We start from the raw sequence: 22,151 nt of genomic DNA on the forward strand, positions 1-22,151 counted from the left end.
CAACGGCGATGCTCTGGTGCAAGTGACGCACATATTTGTGGCGCGGGTGTGAAGGTGGGTGGGGAATCTACCCAATCAGCCGGTTTTGCGCTTGGCGATCACGGCTTGGCGCAGGTGGCGTATTTCAAGCAGCTTCTGGCGCATCTCTCGTTGAACCTTGCTGTTAAGTGTCAATAATCCGAGCAATGGGAATAACAGCGCCAACCCATAAAGAATTTTGTGAGGCTGGAATTGAATCATCGGAACTACAAACAGTAGACAGGCGACGTAGATGCCGACCATCACCCACACCCAGGAGGGGCGGCCCCGCAAAATCATAAAGTTGCTATGGACCGTCAACAGAATGAGCAGCGCCCCGGCAGACATGATCTTGAGCCCCACTTGAGCAATGGGCGCATCACGAAAATAGGTGATGAACGCCAGCGCCACAGCCAACGCCAAAGAAAAACACGCAGCAAATACGCCGCCCATAAACGTCAGAAAATATTGCCTGAAAAAGTCGCGTAGCGTCATTAACTCGTTCATTCGTTTATTTCCTCGTACAACCCAATCGCGATGGTATTGACGTTTCCGGAGTACGCACTCCCGCCAAATCCTACGGTTGCGCCGAGGACGTCTTTGATCTGGGTCGTGGTGCTGTGCTTGAGCTGCGTAGGGGTGAAACGCTTGGTGAGTTCGCCCGACGCCTGCCGCAATTTGAGCATCTTGGCGGTCAAGCTGGGATGGTTGATGCTCAGCAGCTCTTTCGTCAGCTTGGCTCTTTCCTGGCGATTCAAACCGCGAAGCACATCACGCAGGCTCTTGCCCGTCGATGCTTTGGCAGCCCTGACCAGCTTGACCGTCGTCAGGGCCGAACCGCCTACGCCAGCCAGTGAAACGGCGTCCAGCACAACGGATGCATTCTGGTACCAGCCCTCACTGTCGAGCCAATCGTTTACCTCCGGTTTGGCGACCTCAAGCGCTGTTCGAGCAATGCCGTTAAAGCACTGAAGCGTACTCGCGCCGGCGGCCGCATATCCCACCACAACGATGACGGAGCTGGCGCCGGCACTGAAAGGCACCAGAATGGTTCCACTGGCGATCGCAGCCCAACTGATGACCGCCCCCAAGCAGGAGATTCCGGTATTCACGGCTTCGCCAATCAGTCGCGACTCTCGAGGATTGCTCACGACATGTTGAGCAAACTGTGTTGGCGCAATGTACTTCTGCGCTTCACGCAAAATGATGCGCTTGGGCTTGATGCTGCAGATGGGCTTGAATTCGCGCAGGGTAATGACGTTGAAGTCGGCGTCGATGTATACGACGCCTGCGCCAACGATACCTGGATCGGCGTCGATGGCCGCAAACAGGCGCGGAAGGTTGATCTGGCTTTCGATGCGCTGGCGCGCCATGAACTGCGAGCGGTTGGAGTCCATGCCGATGGAGGCCAGGGGGTTAGCCATAAGTGTTCCTCCTTGAGAATGATGGTGACCAGGCGGGCCCCATCGCGGGCAAGCCCACTCCCACATTTGGAATGCATTCGCCTGTGGGAGCCGGGCTTGCCCGCGATGGCTTTCTAATGGGCGCCACCTTAGCAAACAGGTTACCCAACAGCTAGAAAGCAAAACGCCAGCACGAGGCTGGCGTCTGGCATGTTCAGGCTGCGATCAACGCGGCACGACCGGCTTGCGCGCAGGCTTGCCGCCCTTGCCCTTGGCCGCATCGGCACGCTCCTTGGCGGCCTGCTTGTTGCGCGCCTGGGCCGCGGCCTTGGCTTGTTCACGCTTGTCCCACGGGTTGCTGCCGTCACTGCCGCGCGGCGGCAGGCCGGTGTGCTGGGTGAGGATCCTGGTGGTGGTTTCCTTGGCGACCTTGTGGCTACCGGCCGGCGTCGAGTTCTTGCGACGGGCGCTCTGGTAGCTGTCGGTGCTCGGCTGGTGCAACGGGATCAGTTGGTCCTTGCCCGGCCCGATCAGGTCGGCGCGGCCCATGCGGGTCAGTGCCTCACGCAGCATCGGCCAGCCTTTCGGGTCGTGGTAGCGCAGGAACGCCTTGTGCAGGCGGCGCTGCTCTTCGCTCTTGACGATCGTTACCGCGTCGCTCTTGTAGGTGACCTTGCGCAGCGGGTTCTTGCCCGAGTGATACATGGCCGTGGCGGTGGCCATCGGCGACGGGTAGAACGCCTGTACCTGGTCGGCGCGGAAGCCGTTGCCCTTGAGCCACAGGGCCAGGTTCATCATGTCTTCATCGGTGGTACCCGGGTGGGCGGCGATGAAGTACGGAATCAGGTACTGCTCCTTGCCCGCTTCCTTGGTGTACTTCTCGAACATGCGCTTGAACTTGTCATAGCTGCCAATGCCCGGCTTCATCATCTGGTTGAGCGGACCTTCCTCGGTGTGTTCCGGGGCGATCTTGAGGTAGCCGCCGACGTGGTGGGTGACCAGCTCTTTCACGTATTCCGGCGACTCGACGGCCAGGTCGTAGCGCAGGCCGGAGGCGATCAGGATCTTCTTCACACCCGGCAACGCACGGGCGCTGCGGTACAGTTGGATCAACGACGAGTGGTCAGTGTTCAGGTTCGGGCAGATACCGGGGAACACGCACGACGGCTTGCGGCACGCGGATTCGATTTCCGGGCTCTTGCAGGCGATGCGGTACATGTTCGCGGTCGGACCGCCGAGGTCGGAGATCACGCCGGTAAAGCCGGGGACCTTGTCGCGGATCTCTTCGATCTCGCGAATGATCGACTCTTCGGAACGGTTCTGGATGATGCGGCCTTCGTGCTCGGTGATGGAGCAGAAAGTGCAGCCGCCGAAGCAGCCACGCATGATGTTCACCGAGAAGCGGATCATGTCGTAGGCCGGGATTTTTTCCTTGCCGTACGCGGGGTGCGGGACGCGGGCGTACGGCATGCCGAACACGTAGTCCATTTCTTCGGTGGTCATCGGAATGGGTGGCGGGTTGAACCACACGTCCACTTCGCCGTGCTTCTGCACCAGGGCGCGGGCGTTGCCTGGGTTGGTTTCCAGGTGCAGCACGCGGTTGGCGTGGGCGTAGAGCACCGCATCGCCACGGACTTTCTCCACCGATGGCAGGCGGATCACGGTCTTGTCGCGGGTCATCTTCGGGCTGGCCAGGATCTGCACGACCTTGGCTTCTTCCGGATCATCCTGCGGCCCTTTTTCCTGCTCGATGGCGCAGGCCTGGGTGTCCTGGGTGTTGACGTACGGGTTGATGATCTTGTCGATCTTGCCCGGACGGTCGATACGCGTGGAGTCCACTTCATACCAGCCGGCCGGCGTGTCGCGACGGATGAACGCGGTACCGCGCACATCGGTGATGTCTTCGATCTTGTGGCCCCACGACAGGCGCTGGGCGACTTCGACGATGGCGCGCTCGGCGTTGCCGTACAGCAGGATATCGGCGGTGGCGTCGATCAGGATCGAATTGCGCACCCGGTCCTGCCAGTAGTCGTAGTGGGCGATGCGACGCAGGGAGGCTTCGATGCCGCCGAGTACGATCGGCACGTTCTTGTAGGCTTCCTTGCACCGCTGGCTGTACACCAGGCTGGCGCGATCCGGGCGTTTGCCCGCCATGCCGCCTGGGGTGTAGGCGTCGTCGGAGCGGATTTTCTTATCGGCGGTGTAGCGGTTGATCATGGAGTCCATGTTGCCGGCCGCGACGCCGAAGAACAGGTTCGGCTCGCCGAGCTTCATGAAGTCGTCTTTGGACTGCCAGTTCGGCTGGGCAATGATCCCGACGCGGAAGCCCTGGGACTCCAGCAGCCGGCCGATGATCGCCATGCCGAACGACGGATGGTCAACGTAGGCATCACCGGTGACGATGATGATGTCGCAGGAATCCCAGCCAAGCTGATCCATCTCCTCCCTGCTCATCGGCAGGAATGGCGCTGGACCGAAACATTCGGCCCAGTACTTGGGATAGTCAAATAACGGCTTGGCTGTTTGCATGACGGTGACCGGTGTTGAGATGGAAAATCGCGGGCGCGGAATATAGCACAAATTTTGACCAATTCCGACGGTAATGGTCGGCTTTTACCCTGGCATCACTTTTCCCCGGTACTCATAGCCGGATTTGCAGGGGGCAAGGGCCTAATCCGCTAGCCCCATCCCCGGAAACACCCTGGATAGGCTGTCAGGATTCAACTAGCCTTTTCATGGAAACCCAGATGAGCAGTAATCCCGCGCCTCCACTGGTAACACCCGACGCCCACGCCACCTTCATCCAGACCCAACTCCCCACTTGGCTCACCGACTCCCCCGCAGACACCCGCGCAGCCCTGCGCGCCAACCTGCTCAAGAGCAATCAATCCAGGCACAAGATCCAAGAACTCCTCAGGCAACTGCAAAGCCCCGAGGCGTTCGCTTTTCCGCTGTTTGAGCAGGCGCTGCGCCGCGAATACCTGACGCTGCTGAATGCGAAGACTTCGGTCCTGGTGCGCGAATGGAAAAACCATCACCTGTTCGGGCTGCTACGCACCCACGCACGCACCACTGAACAATCCCTTTTGGAGGCGGCCCTGCAGAACTTCGAGGCTTCGGAAGCAGAGGACGGCGGCATGGAGACCGGGACCGAGCTTTTCAACATCACCCAGGACTCACGATTTCCTTCGTTGATTTCCGCGACGCTCTTCGCCGGTTTTTGCCGCAAACTGGACCTGGGCGGGCAATACCTCAAGCATATTCGCACGGTCATCAGCACCAATCTGTCGGTACGCCGGTTCTTTCGCGAGCACGAACAGCAGCGTTTCAACGTTGCCTTGCACCTGGCCTACCTCAAGAAGAAGATGCCGAAAACCCTTTACGAAGAATTGGTCGAGCTCTCCGAGCGCGGACACCACGTGTCCTTCGACTGCTTTCACCTGACGCTTGGTGGAGTGGTGTTGCCTGACGTCCTGGTCATCGTTGACGTCCGGGCAGAAACCGGACCGCTTCTCTACACACCTGAAGACCCGATCGAGGCACTTCGCCAGCACCCCTCGATGGACGACCTGGAAACTCAACTCGTTAAACGCCTGATGCGACCGGACTACCTGGCCTTCTTCAAGCGGCTGGCCCCAGTGCATCAGCGAGAATCGCTGCTGCATGTAAAGCCCATGTGGATTGATTGGCTGCCCATCGGCTCACCCGGGAAAATCAAGCCAGCGCAGCTGGACAAACCGCTGACCCTGACCAAAATCACCGGCAATCTGTTCCACGCCATCATCCTGCGACGGTTTTCCCAGATAGAAAGCGACGCTTGCGAAGTCGCGGTCCCGACGGCACAGGTTGATGCCATCAGCCGACAAAAACGCCTGCAGTTCTATGCCGACCTGGGTAAATCCCTGCTGTTCTTTGCCGCATCCTTCGTGCCAATCGTCGGGGAGGTTCTGCTGGTCGTTACTGCCGCCCAATTGATCGGCACGGTCTATAACGGCTTTGCCGCCTGGAGCCGGGGCGATAGCCAACAGGCGCTCGACGACCTGCTGGACGTGGTGGATAACGTTGCCATGGCCGTAGCGACCGCCGGCGTGATCAAGGCAGGACGCTTTACGGCGGGCCTCGTGAAAGTTCAGGTACGCAATCAGGGCTGGCGCCTCTGGCACTCTGACTTGGAACCCTACCAACACCCCGCGACATTGCCTGAACACGTGGTTGCCGATAAACAAGGTATCTATCAATACCAACAGCAGTCGTATCTAAAACTGGATGATCACCCCCATGCCATTCAGCGCTCACCCGATGGCACACGATGGGAGTTGTCACACCCCAGCGATCCGCACGCTTATTCACCTCCCCTGTTGAACAACGAAGCCGGCGGCTGGCGCCATGTGCACGAAACGCCAGAGGATTGGGACACGCTCAAACTGATCAAGCGCCTGGGCCCAGATGCGGCCAACATAACCCAACCGTCCGTAGAGCCCATCCTGCTGATCAGCGGGCTGGACAGCACCACATTGCGCCAAGCCCATCAAGAGATGGTGCGCCCTGCGCCCTTGCTGTGCGATACGGTTACACACTTCAACCTGGACCAGGAAATCAATGATTTCAACCTGAGCCGTGCCGAGGGCACCTCCGTGACGGCTCACTCGCCGCTGATTCAAGCCCACCTGCTCACCTCGCTGCCCGAATGGCCCGCCACTTACGGGCTGAAGGTGGTCGACCAGCAGCAACAGACCGTGATGCAGTTCGGTCAGGGCAACGTCGAAATCAAGGTCAGCGAAGACCGTTTCAGAAAGGGCGAGTTATTGCATGCCATAGAGGCGCAAATGCCTCAGACCGCGTTCAATAATCTGCTGCCCTCCTCGCCTATCGACTACTTCAGTAAAACCGAAAACCTTGCCCTGAGATTGAGCAAGCAGGCCGCACAGAAAAAACAATGGCTGTTTTCTCAACTCAACGCGGCCAATGAAGCCGCGGTCACACCCACCGAAAAAAGTCTGCGCACACTGATGCCGCAACTGTCCAAACGACATCTTGAAGAGATAGAGCGCACACTCCCAGCAAGCAAACGCCAACGCTTGCAAGCGGGAGACAGCCTGGACCCCGTATCGCTCGAAGAAGCAGACCACTACACAAAGATGGCAAAGGTCGCCCAGCTGCAAGAGAGCATTTTCCTCAATACCTTGCGCAACCGGGAAAGCGTGCAATTGATGCTTTACACACTGGAGCAGATACCCGGTTGGCCTGGGTCGCGCCGGATTGATGTGTATGACGACAGTACCGAGGGGCCGCTTCTGGGGAGTATCGGTAACGCGGATGCCCCTTCGAGCCATACGCTGATCCGCAAAGGCGAGCTATACGCGCTTCACGCCTCACCAGATACCCTCCCCCCCCCACTGACCGATCTGCCTCACGCAATCGAGCAAACACTTTCCCCCTTGGAGCACCGTGCACTGCTGCGCCAATCGGGTGCGGATTCGTTTGAGCAGGCCCTGCACAAATCCGGCAAGTCACTGATGGCCAGCAGCCTTCCGCGTCTGCGCGGCAAGCCCCTTACCCTCGAAACCCGGCCCTCGGCAGGGTTGCCACTCGACCCCTTGTTCGCCGAACCAACCCCTCCGGCCGGACTGACAAGGCTGGCTGACCAGACCTTTCAAGCGCCGCCACTGCCTGACGGAAGTTTTCGCTATTACGTCCAGGACGAGCAGAACTACTACCAGATCAAAAAAGACCCGCAGGGATGGCGACTGGTCGATGCGCGTAGCCGTTTCCGGGCCTATTCGCCCTATCTGCGCAAAAACGCCAACGGGGGTTGGGAAATCGACCCCGCCAAAGGTGGGTTGCCGGGCGGAGGGGGCTCGCCTGCGCCATCACTCGAAAGCGTCGACTCCATTGACGGGTATGGGTCGGCACACTCGTCCAATTCTTACGGATCAGCCGAGGAAGGCACTGTAGACGCGCTCTACACTCCTCAGGAATTGGCCTACATGCGCACCGAGCGCAGCTACCAGCACAGCCAGAACTATCGGCGTATTTATGACCGCGCCAACTGTGGCCGCTACCCACTGCGCGATGAAAATGGTCAGCCCATGCGGATCCGACTCATGCAAGCCCAAGGGAAGTCGTTAACGTCCGGCACGGTATTCAGCAAAGACCAACTGCTGCCCTACATCCGCTGGGAAGGTTATGAAAACGTCGCGCGCCTGTATGAAGACAAGCTTGAGGTTTTACCCTTCACCGCCGCTCATCAAAAATTCCCCCAGGAGGCCGCAATGATCGGCGAAGCCACGGTCATCACGCGGCGCCCGCTGAGCAAGGGCGAAGCGCTGGGCGTGTATGGAGGGGACATCCTGCCGTTTTTCGTGGCGAAGGCGCGCCGAGATCCTTATCTGATGGCCGTCAAGGATGTGAGGCCTGTGTCGCCCCACGCGCTCAACACTCAGCCGGTACTGTCCGGCGACAACGCGTTGTCGAGGATCAATACCATTTTTGAATATGAGGCCGATGTTCCGGTGCGACAGGCCGCCTCGGGCTACAACGTTGAGGCGGCAAAATTCAGGGTCCAGGCCCAGGTCGGCAACCGACAGGATCAAATGATACTCACCGGATTATTTGCCAGCGAATCTATTCCCGCCGGCACTGAGTTGCGCTGGAACTACCAATACGACGAAGCCACCATCCGTGCGCTGTTTGCCCGGCCGTAAGGCGCGTTATTCGTCGTCGTCGAAGTTATAACTGCCCGGCGCGAGGTTTTCGAAGCGTGTGTACTTGCCGATGAACGCCAGGCGGATAAACCCGATCGGGCCGTTCCGCTGCTTGCCGATGATGATCTCGGCAATGCCCTTGTGCTCGGTCTCGGGGTGGTACACCTCGTCGCGGTACACGAACATGATTACGTCGGCGTCCTGCTCGATCGCGCCGGATTCGCGCAAGTCGGAGTTCACCGGGCGCTTGTTGGGGCGTTGCTCCAGGGAACGGTTGAGCTGGGACAGCGCCACCACCGGGCAGTTGAATTCCTTGGCCAGGGCCTTGAGGGACCGGGAGATTTCGGAAATCTCGTTGGTCCGGCTGTCGCCGCTGGAACCGGGGATCTGCATCAACTGCAGGTAGTCGATCATGATCAGGGCGATATCGCCGTGCTCGCGCGCCAGGCGGCGGGTACGCGCACGCATTTCCGAGGGGCTGATACCGGCGGTGTCATCGATGAACAGCTTGCGGTCGTTAAGCAGGTTGACCGCCGAGGTCAGGCGCGGCCAATCGTCGTCTTCCAGTTGGCCGGAACGCACCTTGGTCTGGTCGATACGCCCGAGCGACGAGAGCATCCGCATGATCAGCGATTCGCCTGGCATCTCCAGGGAGTACACCAGCACGGTCTTGTCGCTGCGCAACACCGCGTTTTCCACCAGGTTCATCGCGAAGGTGGTCTTACCCATGGAAGGACGGCCGGCGACGATGATCAAGTCGGAGGGCTGCAGGCCGCTGGTTTTCTCGTCGAGGTCGGTGTAGCCGGTGGAAATACCAGTGATGGCGGCGTCGGTGTTGAACAGGGTGTCGATGCGGTCGATGGCCTTGGTCAACAGCTCGTTGACGCCCACCGGGCCGCCGGTTTTCGGGCGGGCCTCGGCGATCTGGAAGATCTGGCGCTCGGCTTCGTCGAGGATCTCTTCGGCGGTGCGCCCTTCGGGGTTGAAGGCGCTGTCGGCGATCTCGGTGCTGATGCCGATCAGTTGGCGCAACGTGGCGCGCTGGCGAACGATCTGGGCATAGGCCTTGATGTTGGCGACGGACGGCGTGTTTTTCGCCAGTTCGCCCAGGTAGCCCAGGCCGCCGACCTGGGAGGTCTGGCCTTCCTTGTCCAGTTGTTCGGCCAGGGTCACCACGTCGATCGGCGAGTTCTGGTCGGCCAGCTTGGCGATGGCGCGGAAGATCAGGCGGTGGTCATGGCGATAGAAATCACCGTCCGAGACTTGATCCAGCACGCGTTCCCAGGCGTTGTTGTCCAGCATCAGACCACCGAGCACAGCCTGTTCGGCCTCGATGGAATGCGGCGGCACCTTCAGGGCAGCGGTTTGCAGATCGTATTGCTCAGGAGCTGAAATATCGTTCATGGCCACTTGGAATTTGGGGTGTGTAGAAAAACAAAAGGCACGACCTGTAAACAGGATCGTGCCCGATGTTAACCGCCTGGCACGCGAGGTGCCAGCCAGTTAGGTGCGGCTTAAGCTGCTACCACGACAACGCGTACGGTGGCTTCAACTTCGGCGTGCAGGTGCACGGCTACGTCGAATTCGCCTACGTTGCGGATGGTGCCGTTCGGCAGACGAACTTCGCTCTTCTGCACTTCAACGCCGGAGGCGGTCAGTGCATCAGCGATGTCGTGGGTGCCGATCGAACCGAACAGCTTGCCTTCGTCACCGGCGGTGGCAGTGATAGTCACTTCCAGCTCAGCCAGTTGGGCAGCGCGAGTTTCGGCCGAAGCTTTTTTGTCTGCTGCGGCTTTTTCCAGCTCGGCACGACGCTCTTCAAACGCAGCCAGGTTGGCAGCGGTTGCAGCGGTGGCTTTGCCGTATGGCAGCAGGTAGTTACGACCGTAGCCGGCCTTAACGTTCACTTTGTCGCCCAGGTTGCCCAGGTTGGCGACTTTTTCCAGAAGGATCAGTTGCATGTGAAAATCCTCTAACTTTTAACCTTCACCGTTCGCGTTATCGGCGTCTTTCGGCGCCAGACGACCGCGAAAATCAATCAGGCCGTCGACAATGGCCAGAACCACGAGTAACGGATAGATCAGCTGCATGAACAGCACCATTGTTACGTACATCCCCACCAGCCAGAACTTGGCCAGGCGCTTCTGCGCGACCAGCCCGTGAATCAGGGCCAGTCCGGCGAACACCAGCGGTACGCTGCAAAACAGCACCAGCAAGGTGGCTTGTGAACCGAAGTACGGTCCGACCACCATGAGTGCCAGCAGCAACATCGCCGGGCCCACGGGGATTCTGATACTGCGAAATTCGCGACCAAAACCACCCGGGTTGTACAACAACGCCTGCCAATATCGCCCAAGCATCAGGCTCAGCACGCTGACAATCTGCATCATTACCGCCATCAGGCCGATCAGGGCCGGTGCAATCAGTGTCGCAAGACGCGCTCGCTCATCTACCGAAAGCTGCTGGTAGAGTTCCCCGAGGGCCATCGGCAGGACCTTGACGATCTCTTGCGACAGCACCTCGATCTGCGGGCGGAAAGCCGCGTCGATCAACACCGAAAACACCAACCCCACTGCCACGCTGACCAGCAGCGTGCGGGCCCAGGACTCACTTGCGCGCAAAACCAACGCAAGGCTCGACGATCCCAGCAGTACCAGAAGTACCTTGGGTTCGCCCAGTTGCAGCCACCAGATCAAGGCGGCCAGCACTCCCAGGGCCAGGACGCCAAGGGCATCCTGCAAACCGCGCCGCAGCAGCACAAGGCAACCTGCGGCAGCACCCAACCAATACAACAACGGCAATGCTGCACATCCAGCCACTACGAGAGTGGCCTGCACGCGACCGCGCATGATGAACTCAGCTAAGGCGCGCATGCATTCAATCCCTTACTACTTGTCGACTGCCCGGTCTCAGCGGCCGTGGCTGTCGGTGTAGGCCAGCAGGGCCAGGAAGCGGGCGCGCTTGATAGCGGTGGCCAGCTGACGCTGATAACGTGCTTTGGTACCGGTGATACGGCTTGGAACGATTTTGCCGGTCTCGGATACGTAGGCTTTCAGAGTGTTGAGATCTTTGTAATCGATCTCTTTCACGTCTTCAGCGGTGAAGCGGCAGAATTTACGACGACGGAAGAAACGTGCCATTTGATAGGCTCCTTAAAAGGTCCGTGGATTACTCGTCAGCGTTATCGCTGTTGTCGCTGTCATCACTATCAGCGCTATCAGCGCCTTCGTGCTCAGGACGGTCGCGACGCTCACGGCGCTCACTGCGGTTTTCTTCAGCCTTGAGCATCTCGGATTGGCCGGTAACGGCTTCTTCGCGACGGATGACCAGGTTACGGATCACAGCATCGTTGTAGCGGAAGTTGTCTTCCAGCTCGGCCAGGGCCTTGCCAGTGCACTCAACGTTCAGCATCACGTAGTGAGCCTTGTGAACATTGTTGATTGCGTAGGCCAGTTGACGACGGCCCCAATCTTCCAGACGGTGGATTTTGCCGCCGTCTTCTTCGATCAGCTTGGTGTAACGCTCAACCATGCCGCCGACTTGCTCGCTTTGATCCGGGTGGACCAAAAAGATGATTTCGTAATGACGCATGAATGCTCCTTACGGGTTGTAGCCTGCCGCTCAAAAACGGTCAGACAAGGAGTGAATGACACTTATGGATCTTGCCGCAGGGAGGCACCTCGGTGCCCGCCAGGAAGGCAAGGGGCGCAATTGTAGAGAAGGGGGAGGATGCGTGCAAGGTGATTGGTGATTATTTGAACAATCTTCCAGACACCCCAAAAACACTGTGGGAGGGGGCTTGCCCCCGATTACGGAGGATCAGCCACATCATCTGCAACCGACACACCGCTATCGGGAGTAAGCCCCCTCCCACATTTTGATCACTTCTTCGTTTTGGCCTTGGCCTTTGCGCCACGCTGGCGCTGGGCTTCGAACAGGCAGACGCCGGTGGCGACCGACACGTTGAGGCTGCTGACACTACCGGCCATCGGCAGGTGCACCAGGTAATCACAATGCTCGCGGGTCAGGCGGCGCATACCTTTGCCTTCGGCGCCCATGATCAGGATGGTCGGGCCGGTGAGGTCCTGGTCATAAATGCTGACCTCGGCCTCTCCCGCCGTACCCACCACCCACAGGCCGCGCTGCTGGAGCTTCTCCAGGGTGCGCGCCAGGTTGGTCACGGCCACCAGCGGAATCACTTCGGCTGCGCCACACGCGACTTTACGCACCACCGGCGTCAGCGTCGCCGATTTGTCTTTAGGCACGATTACCGCCAGCGCACCGGCAGCGTCCGCCGAGCGCAGGCAGGCGCCGAGGTTGTGCGGGTCGGTCACGCCGTCCAACACCAGCAGCAACGGTGCACCTTCGGTGCGGTCGAGCAGCTCGTCGAGCATCGCCTCGCCCCAGACCTGGCTCGGGCTGACATCCGCCACCACGCCCTGGTGAACACCCTCTACCCACACGTCCATTTCACGACGCTCGGCCTGGCCGATGGCAACCTTGTTTTGCGTGGCCAATTCAACCAGCGCTTGTACGCGCGGCTCGCTGCGCCCTTCCGCCAGCCAGACTTGCTTGACGCGCTTGGGATGGTGACGCAGCAGTGCTTCTACGGCGTGGACGCCGTAGATTTTTTCCAGACTCATGACTTGGCCTTAGGTTTGCGCGACCCGCCGCTCTTCGCGGGAGCCGAACCCGCTTTTGGCGGGCCTTTACGGTGTTTACTGGGCTTGCTCGACGGCTTTTCCGCCCCGTGGGACTTTCCCCCAGACGCCGCTTTACCACCGCTTTTGGCTTCATTGAGCAACTGCTGCTTCAACTCACGGCTCTTGCGCAGTTCGGCGTTTTTCGCCGCTGCATCGCTTGGGCGGTAGGCTTCGGGGGCCTTTTCCTTGGTCGATGAACGACGACCGGCCTTGGCTGGCGCAGGCTCGACGGTCGCTGCTTTGGCAGGCGCGGCCTTACCTTTGCTGGTCGGTTCGCTACCACGCTTTTTACGACTGCCCGGCGATTCGGCTGGCTTATCGGACATGCCGAAGTCGATCTTGCGCTCGTCGAGATCGACACGCATGACCTGCACTTCAACGGTATCGCCAAGGCGGAAGCTGCGACCGGTGCGCTCGCCCGCCAGGCGGTGATGCACAGGGTCGAAGTGGTAGTAGTCGCCCGGCAAGGCGGTGACGTGCACCAGGCCTTCGACGTAGATATCGGTCAGTTCCACAAACAGACCGAAGCCGGTCACGGCGGTGATCACACCCGGGAACGATTCGCCTACGCGATCCTTCATGAACTCGCACTTGAGCCAGTTCACCACGTCGCGGGTGGCTTCGTCGGCGCGGCGTTCGCTCATGGAGCACTGCTCGCCCAGCTGTTCCAGGGCCGCTTCGTCGTACGGATAGATCCGCGCCTTCGGAATGGTCATGGCACCGGCGCGCTTGACGTGCGGGGTGTTCATCTTGGAATGGATCACGCTGCGGATCGCACGGTGCGTGAGCAGGTCCGGGTAACGGCGGATCGGCGAAGTGAAGTGGGTGTACGCCTCGTAGTTCAGGCCGAAGTGGCCCTGGTTATCCGCGCTGTACACCGCCTGGCTCAGGGAGCGCAGCATGACGGTCTGGATCACGTGGTAATCCGGGCGGTCCTTGATGCTGGCCAGCAGAGCCTGGTAATCCTTCGGCGTCGGGCCGTCCTTGCCTTTGTGCAGGGACAGGCCGAGTTCGCCGAGGAACGCGCGCAGCTTTTCCAGACGCTCCGGCGGCGGGCCGTCGTGCACCCGGTACAACGCAGGGATCTCGTGCTTTTTCAGGAACTCAGCGGTGGCCACGTTGGCCGCCAGCATGCATTCCTCGATCAGCTTGTGCGCATCGTTACGGGTGGTCGGGGTGATCGCGGCGATCTTGCGCTCGGAACCGAAGACAATCCGGGTTTCCTGGGTTTCAAAATCGATCGCGCCTCGGGTGTGCCGTGCGCCCAGCAACACCTTGTACAGCGCATAGAGCTGCTTGAGATGCGGCACGACATGGCCGTACTCACCACGCAATGCTTTGGCTTCGCTGGTTTTCGGCTGTTCCAGGATGGTGCTGACCTTGTTGTAGGTCAGGCGCGCCTGGGAGTGGATCACCGCTTCATAGAACTGGTAATCGGTCATTTCGCCGGTTTTCGAGATAGTCATCTCGCACACCATGGCCAAACGGTCGACTTTCGGGTTCAGCGAGCACAGCCCGTTGGACAACTCTTCCGGCAGCATCGGAATCACGCGCTCGGGGAAGTACACCGAGTTGCCACGCACTTGGGCTTCGTTGTCCAGGGCCGAACCGATCTTCACGTAGCTGGAGACGTCGGCAATCGCCACGTACAACTTCCAGCCGCCGGAGAACAGACGCAGCTTGCCCGGCTTGGCTTCGCAGTAGACCGCATCGTCGAAGTCGCGGGCGTCTTCGCCGTCGATGGTGACGAACGGCAGATGGCGCAGGTCGATGCGCTTCTCTTTGTCCTTCTCTTCGACTTCCGGCTTGAGCTTGCGCGCCTCCTTCACGACGGCTTCAGGCCAGACGTGAGGAATATCGTAGGTACGCAGCGCGACATCGATTTCCATGCCCGGCGCCATGTAGTTGCCGACCACTTCAATCACATCACCCTGCGGCTGGAAGCGAGGGGTCGGCCAGTGGGTGATCTTCACCTCGACAAACTGACCAACCTTGGCATTCGCATTGCGGCCCGGGGTGATCAGCACTTCCTGCTGCACCTTGGGGTTATCGGGCACCACAAAACCAATGCCGCCTTCTTCGAAGTAGCGACCGACGATGGTCTCGTGACCACGGGACACCACTTCGACGATCACGCCTTCACGGCGACCGCGACGGTCCAGGCCGGAAACACGCGCCAGGGCACGGTCGCCATCGAACACCAGGCGCATTTGCGCCGGGCTCATGAACAGGTCATCGCTGCCGTCGTCCGGGATCAGGAAGCCGAAGCCGTCACGATGGCCGGCGATGCGGCCGAGGATCAGGTCGAGCTTGTCCACTGGCGCGTAAGTGCCACGGCGGGTGTAGATCAATTGTGCGTCGCGCTCCATGGCGCGCAGGCGGCGGCGCAGGGCTTCGAGCTGGTCTTCGGTGGTCAGACCGAATTCTTCAACCAACTGCTCGCGGCTAGCAGGCGAGCCCCGATCGGCGAGGTGCGCCAGGATCAGTTCGCGGCTAGGAATAGGGTTTTCATATTTTTCCGCTTCACGAGCGGCCTCGGGATCGAGGGACTGCCAATCGGCCATTAGAGAGTTTTCACCTTGTCTATATGCGGGTTAGTTTGGCATACGCGTATTGAAACGGGAAATTTCAGACGTCAACAAGCCTTTTAAAGCCCTTTGCAGCCCGCAACAGGCACCTTGCACGACCACTGGCGAAATTTTCCAGGCTTTTTTCGTGGCGGGGGTTTACAGCTTAAAATCCCCTCCGTATAGTGCGCGCCATCGACGACGGCAACGTTGTTTGATAATGCCCAGGTGGTGAAATTGGTAGACACGCCAGCTTCAGGTGCTGGTGACCTTACGGTCGTGGAAGTTCGAGTCTTCTCCTGGGCACCAAATTCAGATCAAACCCGCGAAAGCGGGTTTTTTCGTTTCAAGGCTCTGATTTTTAACGGAAAACTTGATTTATTTTTTTGAATCAGGGGTTTACAGATCAAAAAGCCCTCCGTATAGTTCGCTCCATCAACAGCGCAAGCGTTGTTGATAATGCCCAGGTGGTGAAATTGGTAGACACGCCAGCTTCAGGTGCTGGTGATCGCAAGGTCGTGGAAGTTCGAGTCTTCTCCTGGGCACCAAATTCAGATCAAACCCGCGAAAGCGGGTTTTTTCGTTTCCGGGGTTTGAAAACTTCCCAGCCGATTTCCGCCTGCGTCCGCACCTGAGAAACTTTATCGTTTATCCTTGCAATGATTTGTTGCACACAAGCGAGGAAAACTTCGGATGACCATCCGCGATACCCGTCTCAAGACATCCCTTCTGCGTGGCCTGACCCTCACCCTGCTCGGCCTGACCTTGCTCTCGCCCACCGCCTATTCCGCCGACAAGGTCTCCCTGACCCTGTACAACGGCCAGCACAAAGAAGTCGGCGATGAACTCGCCAAGGCCTTCGAAGCCAAGACCGGCATCCACGTCAACGTGCGCAAAGGAAGCAGCAACCAGTTGGCCAGCCAAGTCGTCGAAGAAGGCGACCGCTCGCCCGCCGATGTGATCTACACCGAAGAATCGCCTCCGCTGAACAAACTCGGCGAGCAAGGCCTGCTGGCCAGGATCGACGCCAGCACCCTCGACGTATTGCCCAAGGATTATGTTGGCGCCAATGGCGACTGGATGGGCGTGACCGCGCGCACCCGCGTTGTGGCTTTCAACCCGAAGCTGATTGCTGAAAAAGACCTTCCCGAATCGGTACTCGACTTTGCCGGCCCCGAGTGGCAAGGCAAAGTCGGCTTCGTGCCAACCAGCGGCGCGTTCCAGGAACAAGCCGTGGCGATCATCAAGCTGCACGGTCGCGAAGCGGCTGAAGAATGGCTGACCGGCCTGCGCGCCTTCGGCAAGGTGTACAGCAACAACATGGTTGCGCTGAAAGCCGTCGAAAACGGCGAAGTGGCCACTGTTCTGGTGAACAACTACTACTGGTTCGCCCTGAAGAAAGAAAAGACCAATCTGGATTCCCAACTGCACTACTTCACCAATGGCGACGCCGGCGGCTTGATCACCGTGTCTTCCGCCGCCGCGCTGAAATCCAGCAAGCACCCCAAGGAAGCCCAGCAACTGTTGGCGTTCATGGCCAGTGAAGAAGGCCAGCGCGTGATCACCAACACCTCGGCCGAATACCCGCTGCGCAAGGGTATGGAATCCAATCGCGGCCTCAAGCCTTTCAGCGAACTGCAACCGCCGAAAGTCACCCCGGCCGACCTGGGCAACGCCGAAGAAGCCCTGGACCTGGAACGTGACGTTGGCTTGAACTGATGAACCCATCGCTACCCGCCCTGCGCACAGGGCTCAGCCCAAGGCGCAAACGTCCGTCGATCTGGCTGTTGCTGCCGGTGCTGTTTCTGGTTGGCTTGAGCCTGTTGCCGCTGGCGTACGTCGGCACCAAGGCCTGGCAAGCGGGCTGGGCGGAAGCGGTGCATCTGCTGTGGCGACCTTATGTGTTTGGGTTGCTGCGCAACACCCTGGCGCTGATGGTGGGCGTGACGGCGGGCTGCGCAGTGATCGGCCTGTCCCTCGCCTGGCTGCTGGAGCGCAGCAACCTGCCGGGGCGACGTATCTGGGGCGTGATCCTGTGCCTGCCGTTTGCGGTACCGGCGTTTGTCAGCAGCTTTACCTGGGTGTCGCTGAGCGCCAGTTTCGAAGGGCTCGGTGGCGCCATCCTGGTGATGAGCCTGTCCAAATATCCGCTGGTGTTCTTGCCGGTGGCGGCGACGCTGCGCAATCTTGATCCCGCACTGGAAGAGTCGGCCCGCACCCTGGGACTGAATCGCTGGAGCATCTTTTTTCGCGTCACCTTGCCGCTGCTGTGGCCCTCGCTGCTGGCGGGGGCATTGTTGATCGCGCTGCATATGCTGGTGGAGTTCGGTGCGCTGTCGATCATTGGGTTGCAGACCTTCACCACCGCGATCTACCAGCAGTTCGAGCTGGAATTCAGCAATGCGAATGCTGCGATGCTGTCCGCCGTGCTGCTGGTGATGTGCCTGACGCTGCTGTGGCTGGAGCTGCGCGTGCGTGGCAAGGGCCGGCACGTGCGCATTGGCCAGGGCGCAGCGCGACATGCGGAGCTGGTGCGATTGGGTAAGTGGGCGCCATTGGGCCAGGTGTATTGCCTGGCGTTGGCGATCATCGGTAGCGGCATTCCCCTGGGAATGCTCGGTTATTGGCTGGCGGTGGGTTCGTCGGCTGCATTTCCGCTGGCCGAGATCAGTGAGGCGTTGCTGTCCTCCCTGGCACTGTCTCTCGGCGGCGCCGCGCTTTGCTTGGTACTGGCGGTGCCGGTGGGACTTCTGGTAGTGCGCTACAAAGGTCAGCTGGCGATCTGGGCCGAGCGCCTGCCCTACCTGCTGCACGCCTTGCCCGGCCTGGTGATCGCACTGAGCCTGGTGTATTTCGCCCTGCATTACGTGCCGGCGCTGTACCAGACCTCGGCACTGTTGCTGATTGCCTATGCGCTACTGTTTCTGCCACTGGCCCAGGCACCGATTCGCACGGCACTGAACAAGGCGGCGCCACAGCTTGAAGAAGCTGCACGCACGCTGGGCGCTTCGTCGTTCAGTGCATTTTGTCGGGTGACGCTGCCGATTATCTTCCCGGCCCTTGGCGCAGCATTTGCGCTGGTGTTCCTGGATGCGATGAAGGAATTGACGGCGACGCTGCTGCTCAGCCCGACCGGCTTGAATACTTTGGCGACGGCGGTGTGGGCGCACACTTCGAATGTGGAATTTGCGGCGGCGGCGCCTTATGCGGCGTTGTTGATAGTGGTGTCGGGGTTGCCGGTTTATCTGCTCACGACGCGGATGTATCTGAGCCGTTGAGACCGCCATCGGGGGCAAGCCCCCTCTCACAGTTGACCGAGTTCCAGCTATGGAATGCTGACAAATGTGGGAGGGGGCTTGCCCCCGATGAGGCAGGTACAGGCAACACTACGCCCTGAACTGCCCCAGGCTCGCCTTCAACTGCGCCGCCAACCCATCCAGCACCTTGCCACTGGCGGTGGTCTCCACCACCGCCTGCGCGGCACGCTCGGCCTGGGCATGGATTACCTCCACCCGACCACGCACCGCATGGGCGCCCTGGGCCTGATGCTCGGCTGCACGTGTTGCCAAACCAATCGCGGCATGTACCTGCTCCACCGAGGCCTGCACCGTCTGCTGCAAACGCACGCTGTCACGCAGCACCAACAAGCCTTCGTTGGCCTGGCGCCCAGCCTTGCCGATGGTTTCCACCGCCTCCCGCGCGCCCTGCTGCAACGCCACGATATGCGCCTGGATATCGCCGGTGGAGCTTTGGGTCTTGCTCGCCAGTGCGCGCACCTCATCCGCCACCACCGCGAAGCCGCGCCCGGTTTCACCGGCACGTGCCGCCTCAATCGCCGCGTTGAGTGCCAGCAGGTTGGTTTGCTCGGCAATACCGTGAATCACGGTCAGCACCACCTCGATCTGCTCGCTTTGCTGGGCCAGGCGCTCGATAACCGTGGAACCTGCCTGCACCTGCCCCGCCAGTGCCTCGATCAAACTGCCGACTTCAGCCGAGGTGCGCGAGTTCTCGTCCGTGGCCTGACGAATATCCACCACCTGTTGCAACGCCGCCTGCATGGCGTGGCTTTCAGCCTGAGCTTCATCTGCCATCTGCGACAGCGCACGCAGACTTTCAGCCACTTCATCACGCTGCAAGCCCGCGGCCGCATCGGCACCGGCGTTGCGCAAGGTCATGGCGCCGATTTCCACACCCGTTCGCTGGGCTACATCCCCCGCCTCACGCACGATGGGCTGCAACTTATCCACAAAGCGATTGACCGCCGAGGCCATGTCGCCGATTTCGTCCTTGCTGCTGATTTGTACGCGCTTGGTGAGGTCGCCCTCGCCCGCCGCCAGATCATCCATGGCCGCGATCAACAGCTTCAAGCGGTTGACCACGCGACGACCCAGCACAACAGCGATCAACAGCAATACGCCAAGACCGACCAGCGCGAGCCCCATGCCAATGCGCCAGCGCAGGGTGCCGGCAGCGTCCTGGACGGCGCTGGTGGTGTTGGCCGTCATTTGGGTGGCTGTGGCTTGCGCAGATTGCAGACGGGCGCCCATGGCCGCAGCACTGTCGGCCGCTGCGCCCTTGAGGCTGTCGCCGACCAGTTGATCACCACTGGCGATCAGCGCCGCGAAACGCTTGTCGAGCGCTTGCAAGTCAGCTTCAACCGCAGCTGTCGAAACCCCCATGCGCACCTTGCCGATCTCTACACCATTCGGGCTGATGGACGCTTCCACGTAGAACACAGAAGGATCATCCTTGGCCGCATCCAGCACTTTATCCAGGGCACGATCACCCTTGCCCTTTTCCAACAACGCCTGGTTGATCGGGTTTTCACGGTTCAGGTAGCGAGTCAGGTGCTCACCTGCCGCGTCGTCATACACCACAAACAGCACGTTGGGATTGCGCTGGGCGCGTCGGGCGAACTCCGACAACGTCGGCACGTCACTGTCCCACATGGCGCGGGGCGCCACTGAGGCGAGCAGCTGTGCCATGTCATTGGCGGAGTCTTTCAGGTCTTTTTCCAGGGTTGCACGCAGTTGCTTCTGCTCTTCCTGCAGGCGAGCCGAGAGCCCAGCGGTCAGACGTTGGCGAGTGCTTGTCGACAAGCTATCGAGACTGGACGTGACTTCCTTGCCAGCCTGGGCCAATTCGCCGGACAGCTTCTGGCTGTCGACACCCAGGCGATTGCCCAGATCAGCCTCCAGTGCAGTGACCGTGCTTCGCGTCAGGGCGACCGCCACCAGTACTTGCACCAAAAGAGCGATACCTAGGGTAACGAACACCGGCCGCAACAGACGGCTTTGTAACAATGAGAGAACGGCAGACATCGGGAATCCCTCCATCACGGGTGCCATTAATTTGATAGCACCGCGAAAGAAAGAACCAAAGCAAGGGTCGTGCCGCTCGGGCGACAGAAACGACAAAGGGCTCCCGAAGGAACCCTTTGCTTTTTACATCAACAGCTTATTAAGCGAACGGATGACGCAGAACGATGGTTTCGTTGCGGTCCGGCCCCGTCGAAATAATGTCGATCGGCGCGCCAATCAGCGCTTCAACACGCTTGATGTACGCACGGGCATTCGCCGGCAGCTCTTCCAGGGTCTTGGCGCCCACGGTCGATTCGGTCCAGCCCGGCACTTCTTCGTACACAGGCTGCAGGCCTACGTAGCTGTCAGCGTCAGTCGGGGCGACATCTTTACCTTCCGCATCTTTATAACCAGTGCAGATATTGATGGTTTCCAGACCGTCGAGCACATCCAGCTTGGTCAGGCAGATGCCCGAAATGCTGTTCACGTCGATAGCGCGACGCAGGATAACGGCGTCAAACCAGCCGCAACGACGGGCACGGCCGGTGGTCGCACCAAACTCGTGACCTTGCTTGGCCAAGTGAGCGCCGACTTCGTCGAACAGCTCAGTCGGGAACGGACCCGAACCGACACGGGTGGTGTAGGCCTTGGTGATGCCCAGGATGTAGTCCAGGAACATCGGGCCCACGCCCGAACCGGTCGCCACGCCACCTGCGGTGGTATTGGAGCTGGTCACGTACGGGTAGGTGCCGTGGTCGATGTCCAGCAGGGAGCCTTGGGCGCCTTCGAACATGATGTCCTTGCCGGCGCGACGCAGGTCGTGCAGCTCGGCGGTCACGTCGAGCATCAGCGGCTTGAGCAGCTCAGCGTATTCCTTGCACTCGGCCAGGGTCTTTTCGAACTCGATGGCCGGCTCTTTGTAGTAACCGACCAGCATGAAGTTGTGGTAATCCACCAGTTCACGCAACTTGTCTTCGAAGCGTGGCATGTTGAGCAGGTCGCCCACACGCAGGCCACGACGTGCGACCTTGTCTTCGTAGGCCGGGCCGATGCCGCGACCGGTGGTGCCGATCTTCAGCTCGCCACGGGCTTTTTCACGGGCCTGGTCCAGCGCAACGTGGAAGGACAGGATCAGCGGGCAGGACGGGCTGATACGCAGGCGCTCGCGCACCGGTACGCCTTTTTCTTCCAGCTTGGTGATCTCACGCAGCAGGGCATCCGGTGCAACTACTACACCGTTGCCGATCAGGCACTGCACGCCTTCGCGCAATACGCCCGACGGGATCAGGTGCAAGACAGTTTTTTCGCCATCGATGACCAGGGTGTGGCCAGCGTTGTGGCCACCTTGGTAGCGCACTACGGCGGCAGCATGTTCGGTCAGCAGATCAACGATCTTGCCTTTGCCCTCATCACCCCATTGGGTGCCCAGGACTACGACATTCTTACCCATAACACT

At 60.0% G+C, this 22,151-nt stretch carries 15 protein-coding genes and 2 tRNA genes; 5 read left to right on the plus strand and 12 right to left on the minus strand.

The window, feature by feature from the left end:
- Positions 1-75: 75 nt before the first annotated feature.
- The 3 genes from BMX59_RS10640 to BMX59_RS10650 all read right to left on the minus strand — a co-directional run bounded on the left by BMX59_RS10640 (position 76) and on the right by BMX59_RS10650 (position 3,950).
- On the minus strand, positions 76-525 hold the full coding sequence (locus tag BMX59_RS10640) for a hypothetical protein (protein WP_071491663.1): 450 nt from the start codon (positions 523-525) through the stop codon (positions 76-78).
- The gene (locus BMX59_RS10645; RefSeq protein WP_071491664.1) at positions 522-1,442 is read right to left on the minus strand and encodes an Ssp4 family T6SS effector; all 921 of its coding nucleotides are present in this window, start codon (positions 1,440-1,442) and stop codon (positions 522-524) included. Before BMX59_RS10645 ends, BMX59_RS10640 begins: the two co-directional genes overlap by 4 nt.
- A 204-nt stretch (positions 1,443-1,646) precedes the next feature.
- On the minus strand, positions 1,647-3,950 hold the full coding sequence (locus tag BMX59_RS10650) for a YgiQ family radical SAM protein (RefSeq protein ID WP_071491665.1): 2,304 nt from the start codon (positions 3,948-3,950) through the stop codon (positions 1,647-1,649).
- 218 nt (positions 3,951-4,168) lie between these two features.
- Here BMX59_RS10650 and BMX59_RS10655 point away from each other — a divergent pair, with 218 nt between their 5' ends.
- Positions 4,169-8,125, plus strand: coding sequence for a dermonecrotic toxin domain-containing protein (locus tag BMX59_RS10655; RefSeq protein ID WP_093121274.1), 3,957 nt, complete (start codon positions 4,169-4,171; stop codon positions 8,123-8,125).
- A gap of 6 nt (positions 8,126-8,131) precedes the next feature.
- Here BMX59_RS10655 and dnaB read toward each other — a convergent pair whose 3' ends face one another.
- The 7 genes from dnaB to rnr all read right to left on the minus strand — a co-directional run bounded on the left by dnaB (position 8,132) and on the right by rnr (position 15,392).
- Positions 8,132-9,529: a replicative DNA helicase gene (gene dnaB, locus BMX59_RS10660; RefSeq protein WP_071491667.1), complete on the minus strand. Its 1,398-nt coding sequence runs from the start codon at positions 9,527-9,529 to the stop codon at positions 8,132-8,134.
- A 110-nt stretch (positions 9,530-9,639) separates the two neighbouring features.
- Positions 9,640-10,086: a 50S ribosomal protein L9 gene (rplI, locus tag BMX59_RS10665; RefSeq protein ID WP_003171376.1), complete on the minus strand. Its 447-nt coding sequence runs from the start codon at positions 10,084-10,086 to the stop codon at positions 9,640-9,642.
- Between the two features lie 18 nt (positions 10,087-10,104).
- Positions 10,105-10,998: a YybS family protein gene (locus BMX59_RS10670; RefSeq protein WP_071491668.1), complete on the minus strand. Its 894-nt coding sequence runs from the start codon at positions 10,996-10,998 to the stop codon at positions 10,105-10,107.
- 36 nt (positions 10,999-11,034) lie between these two features.
- Entirely contained in the window at positions 11,035-11,265 is a 231-nt protein-coding gene (rpsR, locus tag BMX59_RS10675) for a 30S ribosomal protein S18 (RefSeq protein ID WP_002551829.1), read from the minus strand.
- Positions 11,266-11,293: 28 nt separating this feature from the next.
- Positions 11,294-11,716 (minus strand): 30S ribosomal protein S6, encoded by a 423-nt coding sequence (gene rpsF, locus BMX59_RS10680; RefSeq protein ID WP_003236224.1) that lies wholly within the window; start codon positions 11,714-11,716, stop codon positions 11,294-11,296.
- Positions 11,717-12,006: 290 nt separating this feature from the next.
- Positions 12,007-12,768: a 23S rRNA (guanosine(2251)-2'-O)-methyltransferase RlmB gene (gene rlmB, locus BMX59_RS10685; protein WP_092246628.1), complete on the minus strand. Its 762-nt coding sequence runs from the start codon at positions 12,766-12,768 to the stop codon at positions 12,007-12,009.
- Positions 12,765-15,392, minus strand: coding sequence for a ribonuclease R (gene rnr, locus BMX59_RS10690; protein ID WP_071491670.1), 2,628 nt, complete (start codon positions 15,390-15,392; stop codon positions 12,765-12,767). Before rnr ends, rlmB begins: the two co-directional genes overlap by 4 nt.
- A gap of 225 nt (positions 15,393-15,617) precedes the next feature.
- Between rnr and BMX59_RS10695 the strand changes: the two genes are divergently transcribed.
- From BMX59_RS10695 to BMX59_RS10710, 4 genes are all read left to right on the plus strand, one after another.
- A tRNA-Leu gene (locus tag BMX59_RS10695) sits at positions 15,618-15,704 on the plus strand.
- 152 nt (positions 15,705-15,856) lie between these two features.
- A tRNA-Leu gene (locus BMX59_RS10700) sits at positions 15,857-15,943 on the plus strand.
- 145 nt (positions 15,944-16,088) lie between these two features.
- The gene (locus BMX59_RS10705) at positions 16,089-17,114 is read left to right on the plus strand and encodes an extracellular solute-binding protein (RefSeq protein ID WP_071491673.1); all 1,026 of its coding nucleotides are present in this window, start codon (positions 16,089-16,091) and stop codon (positions 17,112-17,114) included.
- Complete coding sequence (locus BMX59_RS10710) at positions 17,114-18,673, plus strand: ABC transporter permease (RefSeq protein WP_093121275.1); 1,560 nt, start codon at positions 17,114-17,116, stop codon at positions 18,671-18,673. Before BMX59_RS10705 ends, BMX59_RS10710 begins: the two co-directional genes overlap by 1 nt.
- Positions 18,674-18,781: 108 nt before the next feature.
- Here the strand turns inward: BMX59_RS10710 and BMX59_RS10715 are convergent, their stop codons facing one another.
- Positions 18,782-20,716 (minus strand): methyl-accepting chemotaxis protein, encoded by a 1,935-nt coding sequence (locus BMX59_RS10715; protein WP_071491675.1) that lies wholly within the window; start codon positions 20,714-20,716, stop codon positions 18,782-18,784.
- 139 nt (positions 20,717-20,855) lie between these two features.
- On the minus strand, positions 20,856-22,145 hold the full coding sequence (locus tag BMX59_RS10720) for an adenylosuccinate synthase (RefSeq protein ID WP_071491676.1): 1,290 nt from the start codon (positions 22,143-22,145) through the stop codon (positions 20,856-20,858).
- Between the last annotated feature and the right edge of the window lie 6 nt (positions 22,146-22,151).

Origin of the sequence: Pseudomonas sp. NFR09, assembly GCF_900111535.1 — a bacterium.
GTDB lineage: Bacteria > Pseudomonadota > Gammaproteobacteria > Pseudomonadales > Pseudomonadaceae > Aquipseudomonas > Aquipseudomonas extremorientalis.

What these genes read in the sequence shown, in the direction of transcription:
- BMX59_RS10640 (WP_071491663.1), bottom strand. Translation starts at nt 525, where the DNA reads ATGAACGAGTTAATGACGCTACGCGACTTTTTCAGGCAATATTTTCTG.
- BMX59_RS10645 (WP_071491664.1), bottom strand. Translation starts at nt 1,442, where the DNA reads ATGGCTAACCCCCTGGCCTCCATCGGCATGGACTCCAACCGCTCGCAG.
- BMX59_RS10650 (WP_071491665.1), bottom strand. Translation starts at nt 3,950, where the DNA reads ATGCAAACAGCCAAGCCGTTATTTGACTATCCCAAGTACTGGGCCGAA.
- BMX59_RS10655 (WP_093121274.1), top strand. Translation starts at nt 4,169, where the DNA reads ATGAGCAGTAATCCCGCGCCTCCACTGGTAACACCCGACGCCCACGCC.
- dnaB (WP_071491667.1), bottom strand. Translation starts at nt 9,529, where the DNA reads ATGAACGATATTTCAGCTCCTGAGCAATACGATCTGCAAACCGCTGCC.
- rplI (WP_003171376.1), bottom strand. Translation starts at nt 10,086, where the DNA reads ATGCAACTGATCCTTCTGGAAAAAGTCGCCAACCTGGGCAACCTGGGC.
- BMX59_RS10670 (WP_071491668.1), bottom strand. Translation starts at nt 10,998, where the DNA reads ATGCGCGCCTTAGCTGAGTTCATCATGCGCGGTCGCGTGCAGGCCACT.
- rpsR (WP_002551829.1), bottom strand. Translation starts at nt 11,265, where the DNA reads ATGGCACGTTTCTTCCGTCGTCGTAAATTCTGCCGCTTCACCGCTGAA.
- rpsF (WP_003236224.1), bottom strand. Translation starts at nt 11,716, where the DNA reads ATGCGTCATTACGAAATCATCTTTTTGGTCCACCCGGATCAAAGCGAG.
- rlmB (WP_092246628.1), bottom strand. Translation starts at nt 12,768, where the DNA reads ATGAGTCTGGAAAAAATCTACGGCGTCCACGCCGTAGAAGCACTGCTG.
- rnr (WP_071491670.1), bottom strand. Translation starts at nt 15,392, where the DNA reads ATGGCCGATTGGCAGTCCCTCGATCCCGAGGCCGCTCGTGAAGCGGAA.
- BMX59_RS10705 (WP_071491673.1), top strand. Translation starts at nt 16,089, where the DNA reads ATGACCATCCGCGATACCCGTCTCAAGACATCCCTTCTGCGTGGCCTG.
- BMX59_RS10710 (WP_093121275.1), top strand. Translation starts at nt 17,114, where the DNA reads ATGAACCCATCGCTACCCGCCCTGCGCACAGGGCTCAGCCCAAGGCGC.
- BMX59_RS10715 (WP_071491675.1), bottom strand. Translation starts at nt 20,716, where the DNA reads ATGTCTGCCGTTCTCTCATTGTTACAAAGCCGTCTGTTGCGGCCGGTG.
- BMX59_RS10720 (WP_071491676.1), bottom strand. Translation starts at nt 22,145, where the DNA reads ATGGGTAAGAATGTCGTAGTCCTGGGCACCCAATGGGGTGATGAGGGC.